Raw genomic sequence first — 18,898 nt, 5'->3', positions numbered from 1 at the left:
GCGCGCTGCGCTAAAACCCTGGAAAGTCGCCACGATCGCCGCATCGCGTCGTTTGCGGAACTGGCTCCACGTCTCTCTCCTTCTGCTATGGTCGCGCGCGCCCTCGCGGCGCAGATGCGTCGACCAAGTCGGGAGGAGACATCGTGCTCATCGGAGTTCCCAAGGAGATCAAGACCAGGGAGTATCGCGTCGGGATGACCCCGGCGGGCGTTCGCGCCTTCGTGGGCCGCGGGCACAAAGTGCTCGTCCAGCAGGGCGCCGGCGAAGGCAGCGGCATCAAGGACGAGGCCTACGTGCGCGCAGGCGCGACGATCGTGCCGACGGCCGCCGACGCCTGGGGCGCCGAGATGGTCGTGAAGGTGAAGGAGCCGCTCCCCGCCGAGTACGGGTTCTTCCGGAAAGACCTCATCGTCTACACGTACCTGCACCTCGCGGCCGAGCCCGAGCTGACGAAGAAGCTCGCCGAGACGGGCGTCGCGGGCGTGGCGTACGAGACGATCGAGCTCGCCGATGGCTCGCTGCCGCTGCTGCGGCCGATGAGCGAGGTCGCCGGCCGCATGTCCGTGCAGGTGGGCGCGGCGTGCTTGCAGAAGGAGCACGGCGGCAAGGGCATCCTGCTCGGCGGCGTGCCCGGCACGCGGCGCGGGCGCGTGGTGATCCTCGGCGGCGGCGTCGTCGGCAAGAACGCCGCGACGATCGCGGTCGGCATGGGCGCGCAGGTGACCGTGCTCGACGTCCGCGGCCAGACGATGGAGTACCTCGAGGACGTGTTCGGCGGGGCGATCGAGACGCTCTACTCGAACGCGGACAACATCGAGGCATGCGTATCGCGCGCGGATCTCGTGATCGGCGCGGTGCTCGTGACGGGCGCGAAGGCGCCGAAGCTCGTCACCGAGAAGCTCATCTCCGAGATGGAGAAGGGCAGCGTGGTGGTCGACGTGGCCGTGGATCAGGGCGGCTGCATCGAGACGTGCCGGCCGACGACGCACGACAACCCCACCTACGAGGTGCACGGCGTCGTGCACTACTGCGTGGCGAACATGCCGGGCGCCGTGAGCCACACGAGCACGTGGGCGCTGACGAACACGACGCTGCAGTACGGCCTCACGATCGCGGACAAGGGCGTGGCGGCGGCGGCGCGCGCGGATCGCGCGGTCTTGCTCGGCGTGAACACGTTCGGCGGCGCGGTGACGTACGGGCCGGTCGCGCAGGCGCACAACCTCGAGTACGTGCCGGTGGAGCGCGCGCTCGGCTGATCGGAGCTGAGCGGAAAGGGAGAGCCGTGGGATCGCAGCGCAAGAAGATCGCCATCATCGGGGGAGACGGGATCGGGCCGAGTGTCACGCACGAGGCGAAGCTCCTGCTCGAGATCTACCGAGACAAGGCGGGCTTGCCGCTCGATCTCTGGGAGCTCGACCTGGGCGCCGATCGCTACCTGCGCGACGGCGTGACGTTCCCGAAGGAGATCCAGATCGCGGTGCAGCGCGAGTGCGCCGCGGTCCTGCTCGGCGCGCTGGGAGACCCGCGCGTGCCCGGTCTCGAGCACGCGCGGGACATCCTCTTCGGCATGCGCTTCGGCTTCGACCTCTACGCGAACGTGCGGCCCGTGAAGGCGCTGTCCGATCGCCTGGTGCCGCTCAAGGGTCGAGGCGCGAAGGACGTGGACATGGTGGTGTTCCGCGAGAACACCGAGGGCGTCTACGTCGGCATGGGCGGGCAATTCAAGCGAGGCACGCCGGACGAGGTCGCGATCAACGAGGACCTCAACACGCGCAAGGGCGTCGAGCGGATCGTGCGCGCGGCGTTCGAGTTCGCCAAGCGCACGGGTCGCAAGCGCGTGTGCATGGCGGACAAGTCGAACGCGATGCGGCACGCGCACGAGCTCTGGCTGCGCGTGTTCGACGAGGTGCGGCGCGAGTACCCGGGGATCGAGTCGCGGCACCTCTACGTGGACGCGCTCTGCCTGCTCATGATCCAGGACCCGTCGCAGTTCGAGGTGCTCGTGATGAACAACCTCTTCGGCGACATCGTGACGGACCTCGGCGCGGCGCTGCAAGGCGGCCTCGGGATGGCGGCGAGCGCGAACGTGCACGCGTCCGACCCGACGCGCGTGGCGATGTTCGAGCCGGTGCACGGCTCGGCGCCGCCACTCGCGGGCAAGGACATCGCGAACCCGTTCGCGGCGCTCCTGACGGTGGGCATGATGCTCACGCACCTCGGATGGCCGGACGAGGAGAAGCGGATCGAGCAGGCGGTGGCGGCGGCGATCGAGGAGAAGGCCTGCACCGTGGACGTGGGCGGGACACTCGGGACGCGCGCGGCGGCGGCGTGGGTGCGGGAGCGGGTGGCGAAGGAGCTGTAGGGGAGGATGAGCGGTCGCGGTCCGGGGTTCGTGGTGCTGTATCGGTGGAAGCTTCATCCCGGGAAGGAGGAGGCGTTCATCGAGGCGTGGTCGCGGATCACGGCGCATTACCGGGAGAAGGGCTCGTTCGGGTCGCGGCTTCATCGCGGATCGGACGGGCTCTTCTACGGATACGCACAATGGCCGAGCGACGCGGCGAGGCAGAAGGCGTTCGCGGAGGCGGAGGATCCGGCCGACACGGAGCAGATGCGGAGCGCGGTGGCGGAGCGGTTTCCGGACATCCGGCTGGAGTCCGTGGCGGATTATTTGGTGCTGCCGGGGGCGGGGTCGACGGGCTGAGGGGCATCACGGCTGGGCGCGTGGTTCGAGAATGCCGCGGGCCGAGAGCGCTTCGACGACGCGATCGATGCGGATGCCTTCGTTTTTGTAGGGCTGTTCTTTCGTGGGATCGCCTTTGATGCCTTGCGCGTGCAAGGCGACCACCTGCCAGAGCTCGTTGCACACGGGCGAGCCGGAGGAGCCGGGCAGGGTGTCGGTGAGGTATTGGACCCGGGCCTGATCGACGTGCACGACCTCGTTGTGTACGAGCCCGATTTTCTTCAGCTGACCCCCGGGATGCTGGACGATGTAGACGAAATCGCCGCGCGTCACCGGTTTGGATGGATGGACGTTCAGCGGCTTGTAGGTGTCCTTGAAGGGTTTCTTCGGCTTGAGGATGGCCCAATCGTCGGCTTCTTCGCCCTGGATGGTCGAGACGTCGCCTTCGTATCTGTCGACGACGAGGGGTCGGCCTGAAGCGTCGAGCTCGAAGTTGAACCAGATGTCGACTTCCTTCATCGGCCGACCGCTCGCGTAAAGCACATGATGGTTCGTCAAGATCGTATTCGGAGCGATCAGGAAGCCTGAGCCGAACGCGAAATGGTCATCTTGGCTCGTCGTGCTGAGTCGTACGACCGAGGGTGCGATTCGAAGACCCTCATGGAAGAAAGACATTTCCAGGAAGGTTGGCTGCTTCCCCGTGATGACCTCCTGTCCGCTCCACACGATGCGCGCGTTTGCCGGGGGGGCGGCTTCTATGGGTGCCGGATGCGGGCCGAGGAGGCGATCGAGCCGGCGGTGGTAGGCGGTGATCGAGCGGTCATTTCGGGCATTCTGCGCGAGCTTTCGCGTGTGCCCTTCGGCCGCGGCGACTTCGAGCGCCTCCTTCCAGATGTCGCGCGGCGATTGCTTGAAGTTGATGCGGTGTCTGTCGATGCCGGATCGGTCGATCATGCCGCGGTCCGTGCCATAGGCGCGGACCATGATCTCGAAGAGCTCGACGGCTTCGGGTTTGCTCCAGTCGTATTCTGCGTCGTCCAGGAAATGGGCTGAGGGCTCCGTCATTGGGGTGTCTCCATCTGGGTTCAAGGTGTACCGCTCGCGAGTCGTTTGATCTCCCGATGATAGGCTGCGATGTCCGGATCCTCGACGGCACGTTGCACGAGCGCGCGGAGGCGACCACCGCGGGCCGCGACCTCGAGCGCCGCTTTCCAGTAGTCCCGCGGGCTTTGGTTGAAGTTGAGGTGAGACCGATCGACCCCGCTTTGCGCCAGGATCAACTCTGCCCTCGACGCCGCACCGTAGGCCTTCACGAGCAACTCGTAGAAAACGACCGCAGTGGTTTTCCCCCAATCGTATTCCTCGTCGCCGAGGAATGGCTCTTCACGCAAACCGTCCTCAGCGAGCACGATCGCTCGCTGATATCGCGGCGACTTATTCACGGCGTACTGATAGGTCACCACCCCCCGATACATGGTGGGGTTGATCAGCGTCCCGAGCTTGAATGCGAGGCCCACCGGGACGGCGGCGAAGAGGTGGATCGCCGTACGGTTGGGGAACAGCGCTCGAAGCCGCGCGATCCCGAGGTTGAACGCCTCGACCACCTCGGCCAGGGCGCTGCTCGTCTCCAGAGCGTCGGGGTGGGGCGTGGCAAGCGCGATGTCGAGATCGAAAAGGCTCCGCGGAACGACCTCGGCTGTCTCTTCGGGTGCGATTCGGGCTGACGTGGAGACACGGATCACGACCGGGCCTTTGTCCGTGGACCCGTGCTCCGGAAGCTGCATCGGCTTGAGCGCAGTCCGCTTCGGGGATGGTTTGTCCGGGGTGTAGACCCACTTCGACTGGGAATGGTTGAGCTGGTAGAGGTCGATCTCGAAGCGGTTCTCGACGAGATACCCCAGATGAATCGCGAGGGGGATCGGAGCAAATCCGAAGTAGGCAAACCCTTTTCGCTCCGCGAGCTGGGGTTTCATGGTCTCGTCGAAGAGCCGCTCCTGCTCGGCCTGCAGAGCCGTCCAGTCGAGCTCGTAGGAGTCCCCGAGCGTCGCGCGAATCGGCGCGATTTCCAAGGACTCCCACCCGGCCGCGCTCTGCGACCTCGGAAGGGTCCGTTTGATCTCGTCATGGCCAATGGCGCCGAGCACGGGTTGCGTAACTACGAGGAGGCGGTTGGTATCAAGCATCGGTTCGAGACTCCTCTCGGTTCACGAGTGGCGAGGGTTCGACATGCGCGAGCGCCTCCAGGAGCACGGCCGCTCCGAAGGGGGAATCGGCCCGCCACGCCTGCCGCAGCGCGGATCGCCCGAGGCGTACCGTGAGGTCCGAAAAGCTGAAAGGCACACCATGACGCGCCCCCGTTGCTTCCACGAGCGCGTCGAGCTCGTCCTTCGTCGGCCGTGTCCCCGCGAGGAGTTGCGCCATCACCGCGCGACGTTGCCCGGCGTTTGGCCGTTCAAACCTCAGGTGCAACGAGGCTCGCCGCGTCACCGCAGGGTCCAGTGCGCTCGCGCGGTTCGTGATCATGAGGACCGCGAGCGGCGCTTTCTCCCGGGTGATCGCGTCAATCTGCTTGATGAGCACGTTCACCCCGGCGCGGTCCTCGTGGTGCGCCTGCATCTGGCCGCGGGCGGTCGCGAGATCGTCGGCCTCGTCGATGATCAGGAGCCCGCATCCGATCTGCTTGGCCCGCACGCGTGCCTGCTCGAATGCCTCGGTGATCCGTGTCGACAGTTCGCCCACGAGCCCGTGCCCGCGAATATCCGAAGGCGTCTCCATCGCGAGGATCAGGCAATCCAGCATGTTCGCGAGTGGGGTCCCGACCGATGTGGCGAGGGCCGTTTTTCCGCAGCCGACCTCGCCGGAGAGGAGGATCAGCGGGGAGCCCCCGCCGAGCGCGCTCACGCCGGGCAATCCCTTCGGGTGGTGCGTCTTCCGCCATTTCTCCACGCGCTTCGCGTCGAGCCACAAGGAGAGCTCGTCGAGCAATTGCTCCTTGTGCGCGTCGATGCCCGTCAGCGCCTCGTACTGGGCGGCGGTGTCCTTGGACGGGTGGGAAACCTCATGCAATCGAAGGTTCGTCATCACCAATCTCCTACCTTGCTGCGCATCACGCCGAAGCCGTCCTTGGAGAAGGCCCGATCCCGGCTCGTGTTCCCGTCGACCAGGCTGCCGCCCGGGCCCCACCCGTGCTCTCTCAGCCAGGCCCCTACCTTTTCGAGGTTTGGCGCGCCCTTTCGGTAGGTGACGTATATCGTGACGCCCGTCGTTCGCGGAAAACCGTAGGGATCGAACCCGCCGCCCTTGGAGCCCTCCTGCACCGTCCCGTCGTCTCGAACCTCGTAGTTCAACGCGAGGCGTTTTCCGTCAGGGGTCTTGAGCTGGAGCTGGAAACTGCTGACCACGTTGTGAGCCACGGCGTAACTGAGCTCGTCGAACCATTTCTGGATTGTTTCGCGTTTGATGAGACCTGCGTCCGCCGCGAGCATGAAATCCGCGAGGACGTGGTGCATGACGGCGCGAGCCCGCGCCTCGGTGAACGTGCTCGCTTGTGAGGCCGTGTGGCTCATCGTCACGGCGCCTCCCCGTGATCCTTGATGGCATTGCCGAACAGCGCGACGAGTTCTTCGCGGACCGCCGCCTCGTCGCCCGCAATGTCCGCCGCGATGACGCGCGTCATGCCATCGCGCGCCTCCTCGAACCACCTAGCCAACTCCTGCAGCTTGATGTTCGTCCAGGAGGTCGGGACGACGTTGTTCTCTGGGTTCACCGAGTCGAGCACGGTCCAGAGGCCGCTGCTCGGAGTGCTCGCCGGGTTCTTGAAGTCTCCGAAGTCCACCCGCTTCCGCTGGCGAACGATGTGCGCAATCCGCCCGAACCAGCGGCTCAACGTCTCCGTGTACGTCTCGTCGACGCTGTGCTCGTCGAAGGCCTTGGCGCACAGCAAATCGATGAGCATCGTCGGCACATCGTCGAGGACGTCGCTCTGCGACTGGCGGAGCTCGCGCCACCATTTGACGAGGCGCACGCCTTCGTTGAACTTGACGCGGCCGTCGAGGAGGTCGCTCTTCGCAGTGCGCGTCTTGACGAATACGATGTGCTTCTGAACGGACGTGAGTCTGCGCTCTCCGTCGCCCCGCAGGAGCACCTGCGCCTCGTCGTCCCCCACGACGGCGAGCATGGGAACGATGTCGTACGACAGGTTATTGCTTTTGAAATCGAGGCAAATCGAGCTCTTCGTCGTGCTCCGCCGCGTGTTCGGGTAAATGGCTTTCGCGTACCGCTCGAACTTGTCGAGAAGGGTATGAATGTCCTCCCCCTCCTTGGTTTGCGGGGAGACGACGAACGGCAAGTCGACGTCCTGCCCCTCGACCTCGTGGTTGCCGCGCATATGGCGCCGGAGGCCGGTTTTCTTGGCGAAAGAGCCGGACCACGGCGTGGAGCGCACGACGAGGCCGTCTTCGACTGCCTTTGCCTTGATACGCTTTCGAATGTCGTCCGCCTGCGTCCGGATCGTCTCTTCGGTCGCCTCCTCCGGCTTGATCCAATCCACGAAATGCGTGAGCGCGCGATGCGACGCGCTCTTGGTGCTGAGCTTACCCATCGGTCCCTCCAGGCCGCGACATCGTCGAATCACGACGTGTCGGTGAGGCGAGAATAAGAGAGACGCACCCGTCCGCAAGGACGGAGGGTATTTCACCCTATTTCAACGCGGGCTGCCTACGACTCGAGGACCTCGACACGCGAGGTGCCGATGCGGAGCTCCCGCCGCCTGCGCTCCACGATACCCGCCGGCCGCTCCACGCCGGCCTTGCCGAACGCCTTGCGCACGCGGCAGATGGTCGTGTTGAGGACCTTCTCGTCGACGTGGAGGTCCCGCGTCAAGGCCTCGAGGTCGTACCAGCCTTGCTCCTCCTCCGGCAGCGTCCCTGCCTCGGCATCCTTCAGGCGCTCGCGCGCAAGCTGCAGGAGCGCGTCGAACACCGTCCGCTCTCCCAGCGGCACGACGTCCTCGCCATGGACGATATCGACGGACACGTGCTCCTGATTTCGGCTCACGTGGAACCGGAGCGACAGCGTCTTCAGCGTGAGCGACGTGCGCGCCTTGTAGGTCCCGGCGACCGGGGACGTCGGCGGGACCGAGAGCTCCCACGTCTCCCCGGCGACGGTGATCTGCTCGCCGTCCCTCGCCGGGCGCCGCGCTCCTTCGAGGGTCTCGACGACCCAATGCCCCTCCGAATCCTCGACGATCGAGAGAAAGACGTTCGCCGCGTCCGGGAGCACGAGCTGCCCGTCCTCCGCCGCCCGGACCTCGCCCGTGCTCGTCGAGCGCGCGAGGACCACGGGCCCGCGATCGTCGACGAGCTCCCATGTTTCGGCGTCGGCGCCGAATCGAAGAACGTTCCCCCGGGAGAGGATTTCCCGCTCCTTGAGACGAAGCGCCTCTCCGTCGACGGACGTGCCGTTCGTGCTGGCAAGATCACGCGCTTCCCAGCGGCTCCCGTTCCACGAAATGGACGCGTGGTTATGCGACGCAGCGGGATCGGCGAGCTGCACGGTGCAGCGCGGCCCGCGGCCCACGATCGAGTCGGCGGCCAGGATCACGGTTCTTCCGGAGGATACGTGCTTGAGGACCCCCATCTGACGGCTGGAAGCCATGCCGTTCTTTCGTTACCGTGTCAACCTCGGACGTGGTCATGCGCGAAGAGCTTCGTTTCATCGCGGACAAGTACGGAATCGGGGAGGACGCGCTCCGCGAGCTCGAACGGATCTACGACGGCGCGCTCCCCCGCGTGCCCACACACCGCGTCGAGGTTCGTGGATCCGAACACGTTGTCCCGGCGCCGCTCGCGCGAAAGGATTACAGGGAGCGATACGAGGACATCGGTCCGATTGGCCAGGGCGGTTTCAGCGAGGTTCGCGAGGTTTGGGATCGTCACGTCGGCCGGCGCGTCGCGCTCAAGGTGCAGTCGCCGTCGCGAAGCTTGCCGGAGGATTGCGAGCGCTTTCGACGAGAAGTGCGGATCACGGCGGAGCTCCAGCATCCCGGGGTCGTCCCGATTTACGATTGGGGCGAGCTGTCCGACGGTCGGATCTGGTTCACGATGAAGCGGGTCCGCGGCGAGACGATCGGCCATCGCATCGCGAGGCTCCACCGGCTGCGAGGCGTCGAGTTCCTCCAGGCATTGCGCCGCCTGCTCGACGATTTTCGCCGGCTCTGCGAGCCTGTGGCCTATGCGCACGCGACACGCATCATTCACCGGGACATCAGCCCGCAGAACCTCATGGTCGGCGACCTCGGAGAGGTTCACGTCATGGATTGGGGCCTCGCGCGGGTTCTCTCCCGCGTCGAGCCGCCCGGGGCGCATGGCGTGCCGGGAGTTCGAAGGTCCGATCCCTCGGAGGGGAGCGTGCGCACGCGGGTCGCCGGGACCCCTTTTTACATGCCGCCGGAACAAGCGCGCGGCGAGATCGCGGCCATGGGGGCGGCGAGTGACGTGTATGCTCTCGGCGCCGTGCTTTACGAGATCCTGAGCGGCCGCCCGCCGTACGCGTCTCGGCCAGAAACGCCCGAGATGCCGGAGACGATCGTCGAGCGTGTATGCAACGGACCGCCCTCTCCCATCGAGGACGTCGCTGTCCCGGAGGCCCCGAAGGAGCTTTATCCGTTGTGCCGCAAGGCGATGGAGCGCGTGCCTTCGAACCGTTTCTCCGACGCCGGCGCGCTCATGACCGCGGTGCGTGATTGGCTCGACGGCGCCGACCGGCAGGCGCGCGCCCACCGTATCGTGGCAGATGCTCACCACGCGCACCGAGCGAGGATCGAGCACATGCGCGAGGACGCGAGCCGGCTCCGGGCCCGAGCCCGGGAGATCCTTGACCGCCTGCGGCCGTTCGACCGTGTCCAGGAGAAAGCTGCAGGCTGGCAGCTCGAAGACGAAGCGGCCGCCATCGAGCAGGACGTCCTGCGCGAGGAGATCAACTGGACGCAGAAGCTCCGGTCGGCCCTCAACGAAGCGCCGGACCTCGAAGAAGCGCACGCTGCGCTCGCCGCGCATTACGCGGACAACCTGCGGCGAGCCGAGGCCGATCATGATCGCCCGGCCGCGACGAGTTTTGCCGCGCTGCTCGAAGACCATGCGGCCAAACTGCCGTCCGACGAACGCGCGCGATACGAGGCGCTGCTTCAGGGCGACGGGCGGCTCACGCTGGTCACCGACCCTCCGCTCGTGCGGGCCATCGTCAAGCCGTACGAGCCCGTGAGCCGCTACCTCGTCGCGAGCGAGGAGAAAGCCTTCACCGCGAACACGCCTCTCCGCGATCTGCGCCTGCCGTGCGGCAGTTATCTCGTGCGACTCTCGGCCCCTGGTCATCGCGACGTCGCGTATCCCGTGGCTATCGGCCGCGGCGAGCATTGGGACGGTGTTCGTCCGGGAGGCACCGAGGCGCATCCGATCCGCCTTTTGCGGGAAGAGGAGCTCGGGCCCGAGGACGTGTACGTACCGCCGGGGTGGTTCGTCGTCGGCGGGGACCCTCGCGCGGGAGAGAGCATGTCCCGGCGGCGGGTGTGGGCAGACGGCTTCGTTATCCGGAGGCATCCGGTCACGAATGGCGAGTACGTCGCGTTCTTGAATGATTTGGTCGAGGAAGGGCTCGTGGATCTGGCGGAGCGGCATTGTCCGCGAAGGTCGCCGGGCGCAGCGTTCAACGGCGACGCGCAGCTCGCGTACGCGCGCGACCCGCGCACCGGGCGCTACGTGCTCGAGAACCCCGAGGCCGAGTCTGCGCGGCCGGTCGTATGCGTCGACTGGTATTCGGCGAACGCGTACGCCGCGCACCACGCGCGCCGGACGGGGCTCGGCTGGCGGCTCCCGAGCGAGCTGGAATGGGAAAAGGCCGCTCGGGGCGTGGACGGTCGATTCATGCCGTGGGGCGACCAGATCGAGCCGACGTGGGCGTGCGTATCGGGCAGCCACGCCGAGCGAAAGCACGTCATGCCGGTGCACAGCTATCCGACGGACGTGAGCCCCTACGGGGTTCGGGGCACCGCAGGCAATGTCCGCGACTGGTGCATCGAGCCCTGGAGCCTCGACGGCCCGCATGTCGAGGGGGACGTCTTGCAGATCGAGCCCGCGAGGGAGGAGGACGATATCGACCGCGCGGTGAGGGGTGGGGCTTGGATCTCGTCGGGAGACATGATGCGACTGTCGGTGCGTTATGCCGAGCGTCCGACGAGGCGACACGGCGTGCTCGGTTTTCGCCTCGCGAGGAGCGTCATCGGTTGACGCCCAGCGAGGGGCCGATATCGAAGCTCGTGGAGTAATGCCAGGCCCAACCGCCGATGTCGTTCGGATGGAGGCTCGGCGCGCCGCTCTCGTCTTTCACGAGCACGAACTCCAGCGCATCGGGGATCGCAGCGAAGGCTGCGCCAGCGCTCCACGTCTTGTACCACGTGACCTGCTCCAGCCTGCCTCGCGCATCCTGCTCGATGAGGACGCCCATCATCTTCGTGTCGTCGTCGGGGTCGACGGCCTTGTAGAGGCGGCAGCGGGCGCCGGAGGGGGTGTGAATGCCGCGGCAGAAGCTCACGACCTGGGGTATCTCCAGCGGCGCCGACATCGCCCCGAGCACCCCTTCGACGGCCTGCTGGGTCTCCTCGATGGGACTCGAGCGCAGGGTGAACGACGAGACGTCGTCCACGAAAATCGCGGCATTGCCGCCATGGTATTCGCGATAGGGGGCGTATTGCGCGACCGTGCGGTCGTTCATCACGACGATTCGCAGGAGGTCGCCGCGGCCGTCGTTCGTTTCGAAGCGAACGCCCCGTACGATTTTGACGTCGACCGGGAACTGCTCCCGTATCTTGGTTTCGCCGCGGGGCGCGTGGCCGCTACGGGGAAGGTCGGGCATGCTCGATCGTCCTTTGCAGGGATGGGGAATGCTGTGTGGGCGACCGAATATCGCCCGCGCCCCGGAAGGTACGACAGGACGAACCGCGAGACGATTTCAGTCTATTTCACCGTGGAGCGGCTCCACTGCCGGCAATGACGAGGACACATGCAGGTCGCTGGCAGTCCCGAGGCATGAGGTAAAGTCGAGGCATGGGGCACCCGGCGGAGAAGCTGCATCCGGCGACGCACGCGGACCTCGAAGCGGTCCCGCCGCATGAGGTCGCCGAGCTGATCCAGGGCACGCTGTACGTGTTCCCGCGCGCTGCGCCGAGGCATGCGTCGGCGCACTCGTCGCTCGGGATGCAGCTCGGTCCCCCGTTCCGGTTTGGCGAGGGCGGTCCCGGCGGCTGGTGGCTCCTCGACGAGCCCGAACTGCACCTCGGCGTGCAGCACCTCTGGATCGTGGATCGGATCGAGCGGCTGCTCGAGGTCTTCGCCCTCACCCCTGAGGGCTGGCTCCTGCGCGGCGTGCACCACGACGACGAAAAGGTCCGCGCCGCGCCCTTCGATGCGATCGAGCTCGATCTCTCCATGCTGTGGAACAAGCCCGCGCCGCCAGCGGGCTCGTCGACGTAGCGCCTAGCCCTCCCCACGCTCGATGCTGGGCGCGTTGTACTCGGCCGCAGCCTCGTCGACCTCTCTCCAGAGGTCCGCGAGATCGAGCACGAGCCCATCACACCCGGGTATGGATACACGCTCGGTGGAGGCTTGCAGCGCGATCGTGTACCGCCCATCCGCGCCGAGCTCCAGCACCTCGAGGAGCCGCACCGCGGGGTCGAGCAGCCAGTACCAGCGCACGCCGAAGCGCGCGTAGTCGGCGAGCTTTTCCACGCGATCCCGACGCACGTCACGCGCTCGCGGGGAGATCACCTCCACGACCATGAGCGGAGCAACCCGCGAGAGCGAGGCCTGCAAGTCGATCTTCGTACGAGGCGCGTACACCGTCACGTCGGGCTTGCGACCGCGGCGCGTGGACACGCCGAGCTTGTGTTCCGAGCCGAAGACGCGACCGCCACGCTCCTTCGCCCAGGTCATGAGGGCGTAGAGCAACCAGCTCACGATGAGCTCGTGTAGATTCGTCGGCACCTCTTCCTCCACCAGCGTGCCGTCGACGAGCTCGCCCGGCTCGTCCTCGTCCATGTCGGCCCACTGCTCGAGCGTCATCGGTTCCGGCCGAAGCACCTCTGCCATCGCGATCACCACCATGCGACGCAGCATACCTCGGCGCGTGAGAAACGGCTTCACAAACCCCATGTCGACAGGAGGAGGCTCGCGGTTGCGTAAAATCGACCGCGGATCACGATCGAGGCCCCCGCAGGCGTCGCCACAAATTGGAGCTGCCGCGCCGACCCGTGATACGGCCCGAACCGATGGGCGCGCAAGCTACCGCGTTGGACCGAAATGAAGGCGGCCGTCCCGAGGCCATGGGCGTGATCACGCTCGAGGGCATCGCACCGCCCGTAGCGCCAGAGCGGCGTGCCGAGGCGCCCAAGGACCCTCGACCGGCGTCGTCTCCCGAGCGCCTCGGCGGCGTCCGGGCCGATTTCGTGGCCACCCTCGGCCGTCGGGTCGTCGAGCTCCGCACCGCCGTCACCAAGCTCGCCGAAGAGCCCGCGTCCCCCGCGCGTCGCGACGATCTGCGCCGCCGCGTGCATGCCCTCGCCGCCGCCGCGAGGCTCCTGCGCTTCAACAAGCTCGCCGAGGAGCTCAAGAGTGGCGAGGCGCTCGTCGATCGGATCGCCGAGCGCGGCAAGCTCACGGACGACGAGTGGAAGGCGTTGCGAACCTTGCTCGATCGGCTGCCCGAACTCGCGTGGGGCGAGGCCTCGCTGGGCGTGCCCGAGCGGGAAGCCGCGCCGAGGTCGGCGGGCAGCGGCCCGCGTACGTTGCCCTCGGCCGAACGATCTGCCGAGACGTCCGCGAGCACGGCCGCGCAGGGCATCCCGCAGACCGTGCTCTTCGTCGGCCCCGAGAAGCTCGCCGAGGCCCTCGCGAAGGATCACGCCGAGGGGGCTCCCTCGTTCTTCGAGGTCGAGCGCACGAGCGATCTCGTGGCCGCGCCCGATCTCGCGCGCGCGCTCGCACCCGACGTCGTCGTGATCGACGCGGACAAGCCCGGCGCGCGGGAGCTCATCGCCTCGCTGCTCGCCGATCCCCTCATCGAAGGGGTGCCGATCGTCCTGCTCGGGCGCTTCTCCCGGCCCGACGACGCCGCGCTCTACGCCGCGCTCGGCGTCACGCGGACCTTGCCGAAGCCCGTCTCGCCCGAGGCCCTGCGGAAAGCCTGCGCCGAGGTGATCGCGAGCCAGGTGCGTCGCGACATCGCCCGCGCGCCGATCGGCGAGGTCACGCTGGACGATCTCGGCGCGCGCCTCGCCGAAGAGCTGCGTCGAGGCCTCTGCGACGCGGCCGACGTGCGCGCTCGCAGCACGCGGATCGAGCTCGGCGAGGGCAGCCAGGTGCTCGCCGCGCTCTGGGGCGCGGTCGCGCGGATCCGGGACCTCGTCACGATCGAGTCGCAAGGCAAGGTGCGGTTCACGCCGAGCGGACCGGAAGGGGCGCTCCCGTTCGCACCGTGGCTCGGCGGTCCCGAGCAGGCAGGCCAGGCGACGCGCGTGCGGGCGCTCGGCGAGGCCCGCGGCGCGCGCGTGCCCTCGCTCGATCGGCTCCGCGTGGTCGTCGCGGATGACGACGCTGCCGTCACCTGGTTCCTCGCCGGCGTTCTCCGCGCCGCCGGGGCCACCGTGTACGAGGCCCACGACGGCGAGCGCGCCTTCGAGCTCGCGTGCGAGGTCTCGCCCGACCTCGTGGTCAGCGACATCATCATGCCCGGCCTCGACGGTTTTGCCCTTTGCCGCGCGCTCAAGCGTGACTTCGCGCTCCGCGACGTCCCCGTCGTGCTCCTCTCCTGGAAAGAAGACCTCCTCCAGCGCGTGCGCGAGCTCGGCGCCGGCGCCGACGGCTACCTTCGCAAGGAGGCCAGCGCCGCGGCGATCGTGCAGCGCCTCCGCGAGATCTTGCGGCCTCGCCTGCGCGTCGCCGAGCGCCTCGCGCAAGGCGGCGAGGTTCGCGGCCGCCTCGACGGCCTCACGCCTCGCACGCTGCTCGCGCTCGCCTGCGCCCATCGGCCCGCCTCGACGCTCACCGTGCGCGACGCGCTCTACCTCTACGAGGTCGAGATCCGCGACGGCCGTCCCGTGCGGGCCACGCGCACCACGGCCGACGGCTCCTTCGAGCGTGGCCCGGGCGTGCTCGCGCGCCTCCTCGGCCTCGGCGCGGGCCGCTTCGTAGTCGCGCCCGTCGACGACGAAGCCGCGCGCCTCTCGGGAGCGCGCCCCGACCTCGAAGGCTCACTCGCCGAGCAGCTCGTCGCGCCGATCGCCTCGGCCCGCGCCGCGCAACGCCTCCTCTCGGGCGCCTCGCTCATGACCGTCGAGCGCGTCGAGATCGACCTCGACCTCCTCGGCGCGGCCGCGCACGCGACCCCCGAGCCCTTGCGCTCGCTCCTGCGCTCGATCGCGGCTGGCGCCTCGCCCCGCGCGCTCGTCGCCGGCGGCAAGGCTGCCGCGCACCTCGTCGAGGACGTCCTCTGCGATGCGGCCGCGCACGGCGCGATCACCGCCGTCGTCGGCGAGGCCGGCGCGGACCTGCTCACGCCTGCCGTGCATCGCGAGTCCGAGCGGCTCCGCGGCGTGCGCCGTCCGCCGCCTCCTGCGCTCATCCCCGCGCTCGCCGACATCCTGCCCGAGCCTGCGCCGAGCACGCCGGAGCCGATCTCCGCGGTGATCGACCGCTCGGCCACGCCCGGCCCGGTCTACGCCCGCGAGGAGGCCTCGCCCGCCCCGTCGATCCTGACGCTCCAGCCGGACGAGGTTTTGTCAGTCGAGGTCGGATCGGTCCTCGATCTCGCGCAAATGCCCACCGAGGAGCCGACGCTCGACGTGCGGCGGCCCGTGGTGAACGTGAAGCAACCGTCGCCCACGCCAGGCCCCGTGGCCCCGCGGAAGGTCGAGCGCCTGTCCATCCCCGTGCTCACGCCCGCGCCGGTGGCCGTCGCCGCGCCTGCGCTGATTCCTTCACCGATTCCCGCACCCGTCGCCGCGCCCATCGCCGCGTCCGCTCCCGCAGCCGTGCCGCCCGCGCCCGCTCCCGCGCCCGCACTCGCTCCCGCGCCGCGCGCCTCGATCGCTCGGCCGATCCCGACCTCCCTCGGCACCCTCGTCCCCCCGCCGGTCGAGGATCTCCCGCCGCCCCCGCGTGGCTCCTTGCCTTCGGCCCACGCGCCTGCTGCTCGCACGCTCGACCCCGACGTCGAGAGCCGCCCGAGCCGCTTCCGCCGCAACGAGAAGGTCAGCCGTGACTCGGCGCCGCCTTCTCGCCGCGAGGGCAGCTCGCGCACCCGCGTCAGCGCCTGGATCCTCTTCGCCGTCGCCGGCACCGTCTTCGCCGTCGGCAGCCGCCTCGCGCACCAGCGCGTCGCGCCCGCGCCCGCGCCCGCTGCGCTCCCCGCCCCCACGGTCACGGCCGACCCGCCCGCGCCCGCGCCCGCACCCGAGCCCGCTGCGGCCGCCCCGACCGCCCAAGACCGCCGCGAGGGCGACACCGCCGACTTCCCGGTCATGCCCCAGGACCTCCCCCTCCGCGCCGAGGACAAGGTCCCCGCGGGTCAGGGCCTCCTCGAAGTGGTCGCCGGGCCCAGTGATTCGGTTTACGTCGACGGCCAGCTCGTCGGCACCGGGCCCGTCGTCCAGTCGAAGCTCGCCCCCAAGAAGGACCCGTACGAGATCCGCGTCCGCCTCCGCGGCGAGGAGCGCGTCCGGTTCGCCCTCGTCAAGGAAGGACGCTTGACGCGCCTGCGCATCGCGCCACCCTGGTCGCGTTGACGCCTTCCGCCCCGCTCGTCCTCTCGTCCCTCCTCGCCCTTGCCCTCGGCGCGAGCGCCTGCAGCCCTAGCAAGGGCCAGGAGCAGGGGACCCCCGCGCCCACCACCAGCGCCGCCGCCCCCCAGCCGCCTGCGCCCGCCCGCATCGTCGCCGACCTCGTCGACCAGCTCCCCGGCTGCGACCTCGAACATCGCGGCCTGCTCCTCGACACCGGCACCGACGCCATGGTCGGCCGCTTCGCCTGGACCGGCACTGCCCCGCGGGGCGTCGATCCCATCGAGCACGACGCCTCCACGTGGATGCGCGTCTCGAACCGCACCTTGCGCGTCACCTTCGTCCTGCCCGAGGCGAGCCCCATCTTCGTCGCCGCCCGCTCCATGGGACTCGGCGCCCGCGCGGCCACCGTCTCCCTCGACGACCAGCCCCTCGGCACCCTCAACTTTCAGCGCGACCAGATCCGCATCGCCACCACCGGGGCCACCTCGCTCCCCGTCGATCCCGGCGTCCACACCCTCACCTTCCGCTTCATGGGCCGCGCCAAATCCGGCGATCCCCTCGTCGACCTCGACTGGATTCGCATCGGCGTCCCCGACGAGAGCACCGCCACCTTCGGCCCGCCCACCCTGCGTGACGTCATCCTCCGCGAAGCTGCCCTCTCCGCCGTCCCGCACCGCTCGATCGCCCTCCGCGGCCCCGGCGCCGTCCGCTGCACCCTCCGCCTTCCGCCGGGGGCGCGCCTCCGCACCTCCGTCGGCGTCCTCGGCCCCGGCGAGGCCGACGCCCGCGTCCGCCTCCTTCGCGATGGCCAGAAGCCCGTCGACGTCCTCACCCAGCACGTCACCGGCGGTGACAAGGCCACCTGGACCGACCTCGACCTCCCGCTCGACCTCCAGGGCGGCCCCCTCGCCACCCTCGAGCTCCGCGCCGAGGGCACTTCCCAGGGCGCCCGTGTCCTCTTCGGCGACCCGGTCATCGTCCTGCCTGCTGCGCCTCCGCCGGCCACTGCCAAGGCCCGCGCCGTCGTCCTCGTCGTCATGAACGGCCTCGACCGCGACAGCCTCCCGCCCTGGCACGCCGGCCCCACGCCACACCTCACGACCCTCTCCGAGCTCGCCCTCACGGCGACCACCTTCCACCGCCACCGCGCCCCGACCACCTTCCCGGGCAGCGTCGTCGGCTCCTTGCTCACGGCCATGCCGCCGCGGGCCCATACCCTCACCGATTTCGGCGCGCGCATGCCGGCCTCGAACACCACGCTCGGCGCCGTCGCCCACGACGCCAGCATTCGCGCCGCCATGTTCACCGGCGTCCCCGCCACCTTCAAACGATTCGGCTTTGGCGAGGGCTGGGAGCATTTCGTCGAATATCCCCCCTACGGCAACGACGCGGCCACCGCGCCCCTCGACGCCGCCGCCACCTGGCTCACGGACGTCCTGCGCCAATCGCCCGAAGCACGCCTGCTCCTCGTCGTCCATGCCCGCGGCGGACACCCGCCCTGGGACGTCTCGCCCAAGGAGCAAGCGCAGCTCCCACCGACCCCGTACACCGGCGTCATCGAGCCGCGCCGCGGGGCCCAGCAGCTCGCGACCTTGCGGAAAAAGCGAGACAAGAAGGACGCCATCTCCGCGCAGGACCAGGAGCGCATCCGCGCCCTCGAAGGCGCCGCCATGTCCGCGCAGGACCGCGCCCTCGGCGGCCTCGTCGCCGCCTTGAAGACCGCCGGCCTCTGGGAGAGCACCGTCTTCGTCGTCACCGGCGACGTCGCCGCCGGCGCCGCCGCGCTTTACGCCGAGGGCGAGGACCTCGCCGAGCCGCGCCTCACCCTCCCGCTCTACGTCCGCTTCCCGGACGCCCGTCATGCCGGCGCCCACGTCAACCTCCCCACCGAGGTCTGGGACGTCAGCCAGACGGCCCTCTCCGCGCTCGGCATCTCCTTCTCGCGCCCGGGCCTCGGCCGCGACCTCTCCGCCGTCGCCTCGGGCCTCGAAGACTCCTCCTTCGAGCCGCAGATCGCCACGCTCGACGACCGCTTCTCCGCCCGCTGGGGCCAGCTCATCATGACGGGCCGCTACGACGCCGTCCCGTTCCTCTGCGACCTCGAGCTCGACCCCACGTGCGCCTTCAACCGCCGCGAAACCCTCCCACTCGCGGCGCAGGCGCTCTTCCGCCGGATCATGGCACGCGACCAGTCGACCCGGTCGGACCTGCAGAAGCGCGAGCCCGCGACGATCGACCCGGACACGGCGGCGGCGCTGCGCGTCTGGGGGACGATCGAGTGAGATCCGCCGCGGGCAAGCCCGCGCGGACGTTCCGATTGACGTTGAAGCCGAGGCCGACCATGATGCCAGGAGTCATGGCACGCCCGATCGAGCCGACTCCTCCCCTTT

At 68.9% G+C, this 18,898-nt stretch carries 15 protein-coding genes; 7 read left to right on the top strand and 8 right to left on the bottom strand.

Features of this window, described 5'->3' with window-relative positions:
- Nucleotides 1–143 precede the first annotated feature (143 nt).
- Genes ald through QHF84_RS28295 form a run of 3 tightly spaced genes read left to right on the top strand, consistent with a single transcriptional unit; the run spans nucleotide 144 to nucleotide 2,701 of the window.
- Nucleotides 144–1,256, top strand: a complete 1,113-nt coding sequence (ald, locus tag QHF84_RS28305) for an alanine dehydrogenase (RefSeq protein WP_281316569.1) — start codon at nucleotides 144–146, stop codon at nucleotides 1,254–1,256.
- A 26-nt stretch (nucleotides 1,257–1,282) separates the two neighbouring features.
- Nucleotides 1,283–2,362 (top strand): isocitrate/isopropylmalate family dehydrogenase, encoded by a 1,080-nt coding sequence (locus QHF84_RS28300; RefSeq protein ID WP_281316568.1) that lies wholly within the window; start codon nucleotides 1,283–1,285, stop codon nucleotides 2,360–2,362.
- Between the two features lie 6 nt (nucleotides 2,363–2,368).
- Nucleotides 2,369–2,701: an antibiotic biosynthesis monooxygenase gene (locus tag QHF84_RS28295; RefSeq protein ID WP_281316567.1), complete on the top strand. Its 333-nt coding sequence runs from the start codon at nucleotides 2,369–2,371 to the stop codon at nucleotides 2,699–2,701.
- A 6-nt stretch (nucleotides 2,702–2,707) separates the two neighbouring features.
- On the opposite strand, the gene QHF84_RS28290 is transcribed toward QHF84_RS28295, so the two are convergent.
- The 6 genes from QHF84_RS28290 to QHF84_RS28265 form a co-directional block, all read right to left on the bottom strand.
- On the bottom strand, nucleotides 2,708–3,745 hold the full coding sequence (locus tag QHF84_RS28290) for a trypsin-like peptidase domain-containing protein (RefSeq protein ID WP_281316566.1): 1,038 nt from the start codon (nucleotides 3,743–3,745) through the stop codon (nucleotides 2,708–2,710).
- Nucleotides 3,746–3,765: 20 nt separating this feature from the next.
- Entirely contained in the window at nucleotides 3,766–4,863 is a 1,098-nt protein-coding gene (locus QHF84_RS28285) for an SAVED domain-containing protein (protein ID WP_281316565.1), read from the bottom strand.
- Complete coding sequence (locus QHF84_RS28280) at nucleotides 4,856–5,761, bottom strand: ATP-binding protein (protein WP_281316564.1); 906 nt, start codon at nucleotides 5,759–5,761, stop codon at nucleotides 4,856–4,858. Before QHF84_RS28280 ends, QHF84_RS28285 begins: the two co-directional genes overlap by 8 nt.
- A complete protein-coding gene (locus tag QHF84_RS28275; protein WP_281316563.1) occupies nucleotides 5,761–6,246 on the bottom strand; it encodes a hypothetical protein in 486 nt (161 codons plus the stop codon). The genes QHF84_RS28280 and QHF84_RS28275 overlap by 1 nt, the downstream gene beginning before the upstream one ends.
- A gap of 2 nt (nucleotides 6,247–6,248) precedes the next feature.
- Entirely contained in the window at nucleotides 6,249–7,280 is a 1,032-nt protein-coding gene (locus QHF84_RS28270) for a CBASS oligonucleotide cyclase (RefSeq protein WP_281316562.1), read from the bottom strand.
- A gap of 116 nt (nucleotides 7,281–7,396) precedes the next feature.
- A complete protein-coding gene (locus QHF84_RS28265) occupies nucleotides 7,397–8,335 on the bottom strand; it encodes an FHA domain-containing protein (protein WP_281316561.1) in 939 nt (312 codons plus the stop codon).
- 38 nt (nucleotides 8,336–8,373) lie between these two features.
- Between QHF84_RS28265 and QHF84_RS28260 the strand changes: the two genes are divergently transcribed.
- Complete coding sequence (locus QHF84_RS28260) at nucleotides 8,374–10,962, top strand: bifunctional serine/threonine-protein kinase/formylglycine-generating enzyme family protein (RefSeq protein ID WP_281316560.1); 2,589 nt, start codon at nucleotides 8,374–8,376, stop codon at nucleotides 10,960–10,962.
- Here the strand turns inward: QHF84_RS28260 and QHF84_RS28255 are convergent.
- Nucleotides 10,952–11,587 carry a hypothetical protein gene (locus QHF84_RS28255; RefSeq protein WP_281316559.1) on the bottom strand — a complete coding sequence of 212 codons (636 nt, stop codon included), beginning with the start codon at nucleotides 11,585–11,587 and terminating at the stop codon, nucleotides 10,952–10,954. The two genes, QHF84_RS28260 and QHF84_RS28255, sit on opposite strands and share 11 nt — an antisense overlap.
- Before the next feature lie 191 nt (nucleotides 11,588–11,778).
- On the opposite strand from QHF84_RS28255, the gene QHF84_RS28250 reads away from it, so the two are divergent.
- Nucleotides 11,779–12,204, top strand: a complete 426-nt coding sequence (locus QHF84_RS28250) for a hypothetical protein (RefSeq protein WP_281316558.1) — start codon at nucleotides 11,779–11,781, stop codon at nucleotides 12,202–12,204.
- A 3-nt stretch (nucleotides 12,205–12,207) separates the two neighbouring features.
- On the opposite strand, the gene QHF84_RS28245 is transcribed toward QHF84_RS28250, so the two are convergent.
- Nucleotides 12,208–12,834 carry a Uma2 family endonuclease gene (locus tag QHF84_RS28245; protein WP_281316557.1) on the bottom strand — a complete coding sequence of 209 codons (627 nt, stop codon included), beginning with the start codon at nucleotides 12,832–12,834 and terminating at the stop codon, nucleotides 12,208–12,210.
- A 185-nt stretch (nucleotides 12,835–13,019) separates the two neighbouring features.
- Here QHF84_RS28245 and QHF84_RS28240 point away from each other — a divergent pair, with 185 nt between their 5' ends.
- Together QHF84_RS28240 and QHF84_RS28235 are read left to right on the top strand one after the other, a co-directional pair.
- Complete coding sequence (locus tag QHF84_RS28240; RefSeq protein ID WP_281316556.1) at nucleotides 13,020–16,511, top strand: response regulator; 3,492 nt, start codon at nucleotides 13,020–13,022, stop codon at nucleotides 16,509–16,511.
- Nucleotides 16,508–18,790 (top strand): sulfatase-like hydrolase/transferase, encoded by a 2,283-nt coding sequence (locus QHF84_RS28235; RefSeq protein ID WP_281316555.1) that lies wholly within the window; start codon nucleotides 16,508–16,510, stop codon nucleotides 18,788–18,790. Before QHF84_RS28240 ends, QHF84_RS28235 begins: the two co-directional genes overlap by 4 nt.
- Nucleotides 18,791–18,898 lie beyond the last annotated feature (108 nt).

The organism is Polyangium sp. y55x31, from assembly GCF_029946505.1.
In the GTDB taxonomy this organism is placed as follows: Bacteria; Myxococcota_A; Polyangia; order Polyangiales; family Polyangiaceae; genus Polyangium.
This window is presented reverse-complemented; position numbering and strand designations above follow the sequence as displayed.

Coding starts and splice junctions, on each gene's coding strand:
- QHF84_RS28295 (WP_281316567.1), top strand. CDS start 2,369: ATGAGCGGTCGCGGTCCGGGGTTCGTGGTGCTGTATCGGTGGAAGCTT.
- QHF84_RS28290 (WP_281316566.1), bottom strand. CDS start 3,745: ATGACGGAGCCCTCAGCCCATTTCCTGGACGACGCAGAATACGACTGG.
- QHF84_RS28285 (WP_281316565.1), bottom strand. CDS start 4,863: ATGCTTGATACCAACCGCCTCCTCGTAGTTACGCAACCCGTGCTCGGC.
- QHF84_RS28280 (WP_281316564.1), bottom strand. CDS start 5,761: ATGACGAACCTTCGATTGCATGAGGTTTCCCACCCGTCCAAGGACACC.
- QHF84_RS28275 (WP_281316563.1), bottom strand. CDS start 6,246: ATGAGCCACACGGCCTCACAAGCGAGCACGTTCACCGAGGCGCGGGCT.
- QHF84_RS28270 (WP_281316562.1), bottom strand. CDS start 7,280: ATGGGTAAGCTCAGCACCAAGAGCGCGTCGCATCGCGCGCTCACGCAT.
- QHF84_RS28265 (WP_281316561.1), bottom strand. CDS start 8,335: ATGGCTTCCAGCCGTCAGATGGGGGTCCTCAAGCACGTATCCTCCGGA.
- QHF84_RS28260 (WP_281316560.1), top strand. CDS start 8,374: ATGCGCGAAGAGCTTCGTTTCATCGCGGACAAGTACGGAATCGGGGAG.
- QHF84_RS28255 (WP_281316559.1), bottom strand. CDS start 11,587: ATGCCCGACCTTCCCCGTAGCGGCCACGCGCCCCGCGGCGAAACCAAG.
- QHF84_RS28250 (WP_281316558.1), top strand. CDS start 11,779: ATGGGGCACCCGGCGGAGAAGCTGCATCCGGCGACGCACGCGGACCTC.
- QHF84_RS28245 (WP_281316557.1), bottom strand. CDS start 12,834: ATGGTGGTGATCGCGATGGCAGAGGTGCTTCGGCCGGAACCGATGACG.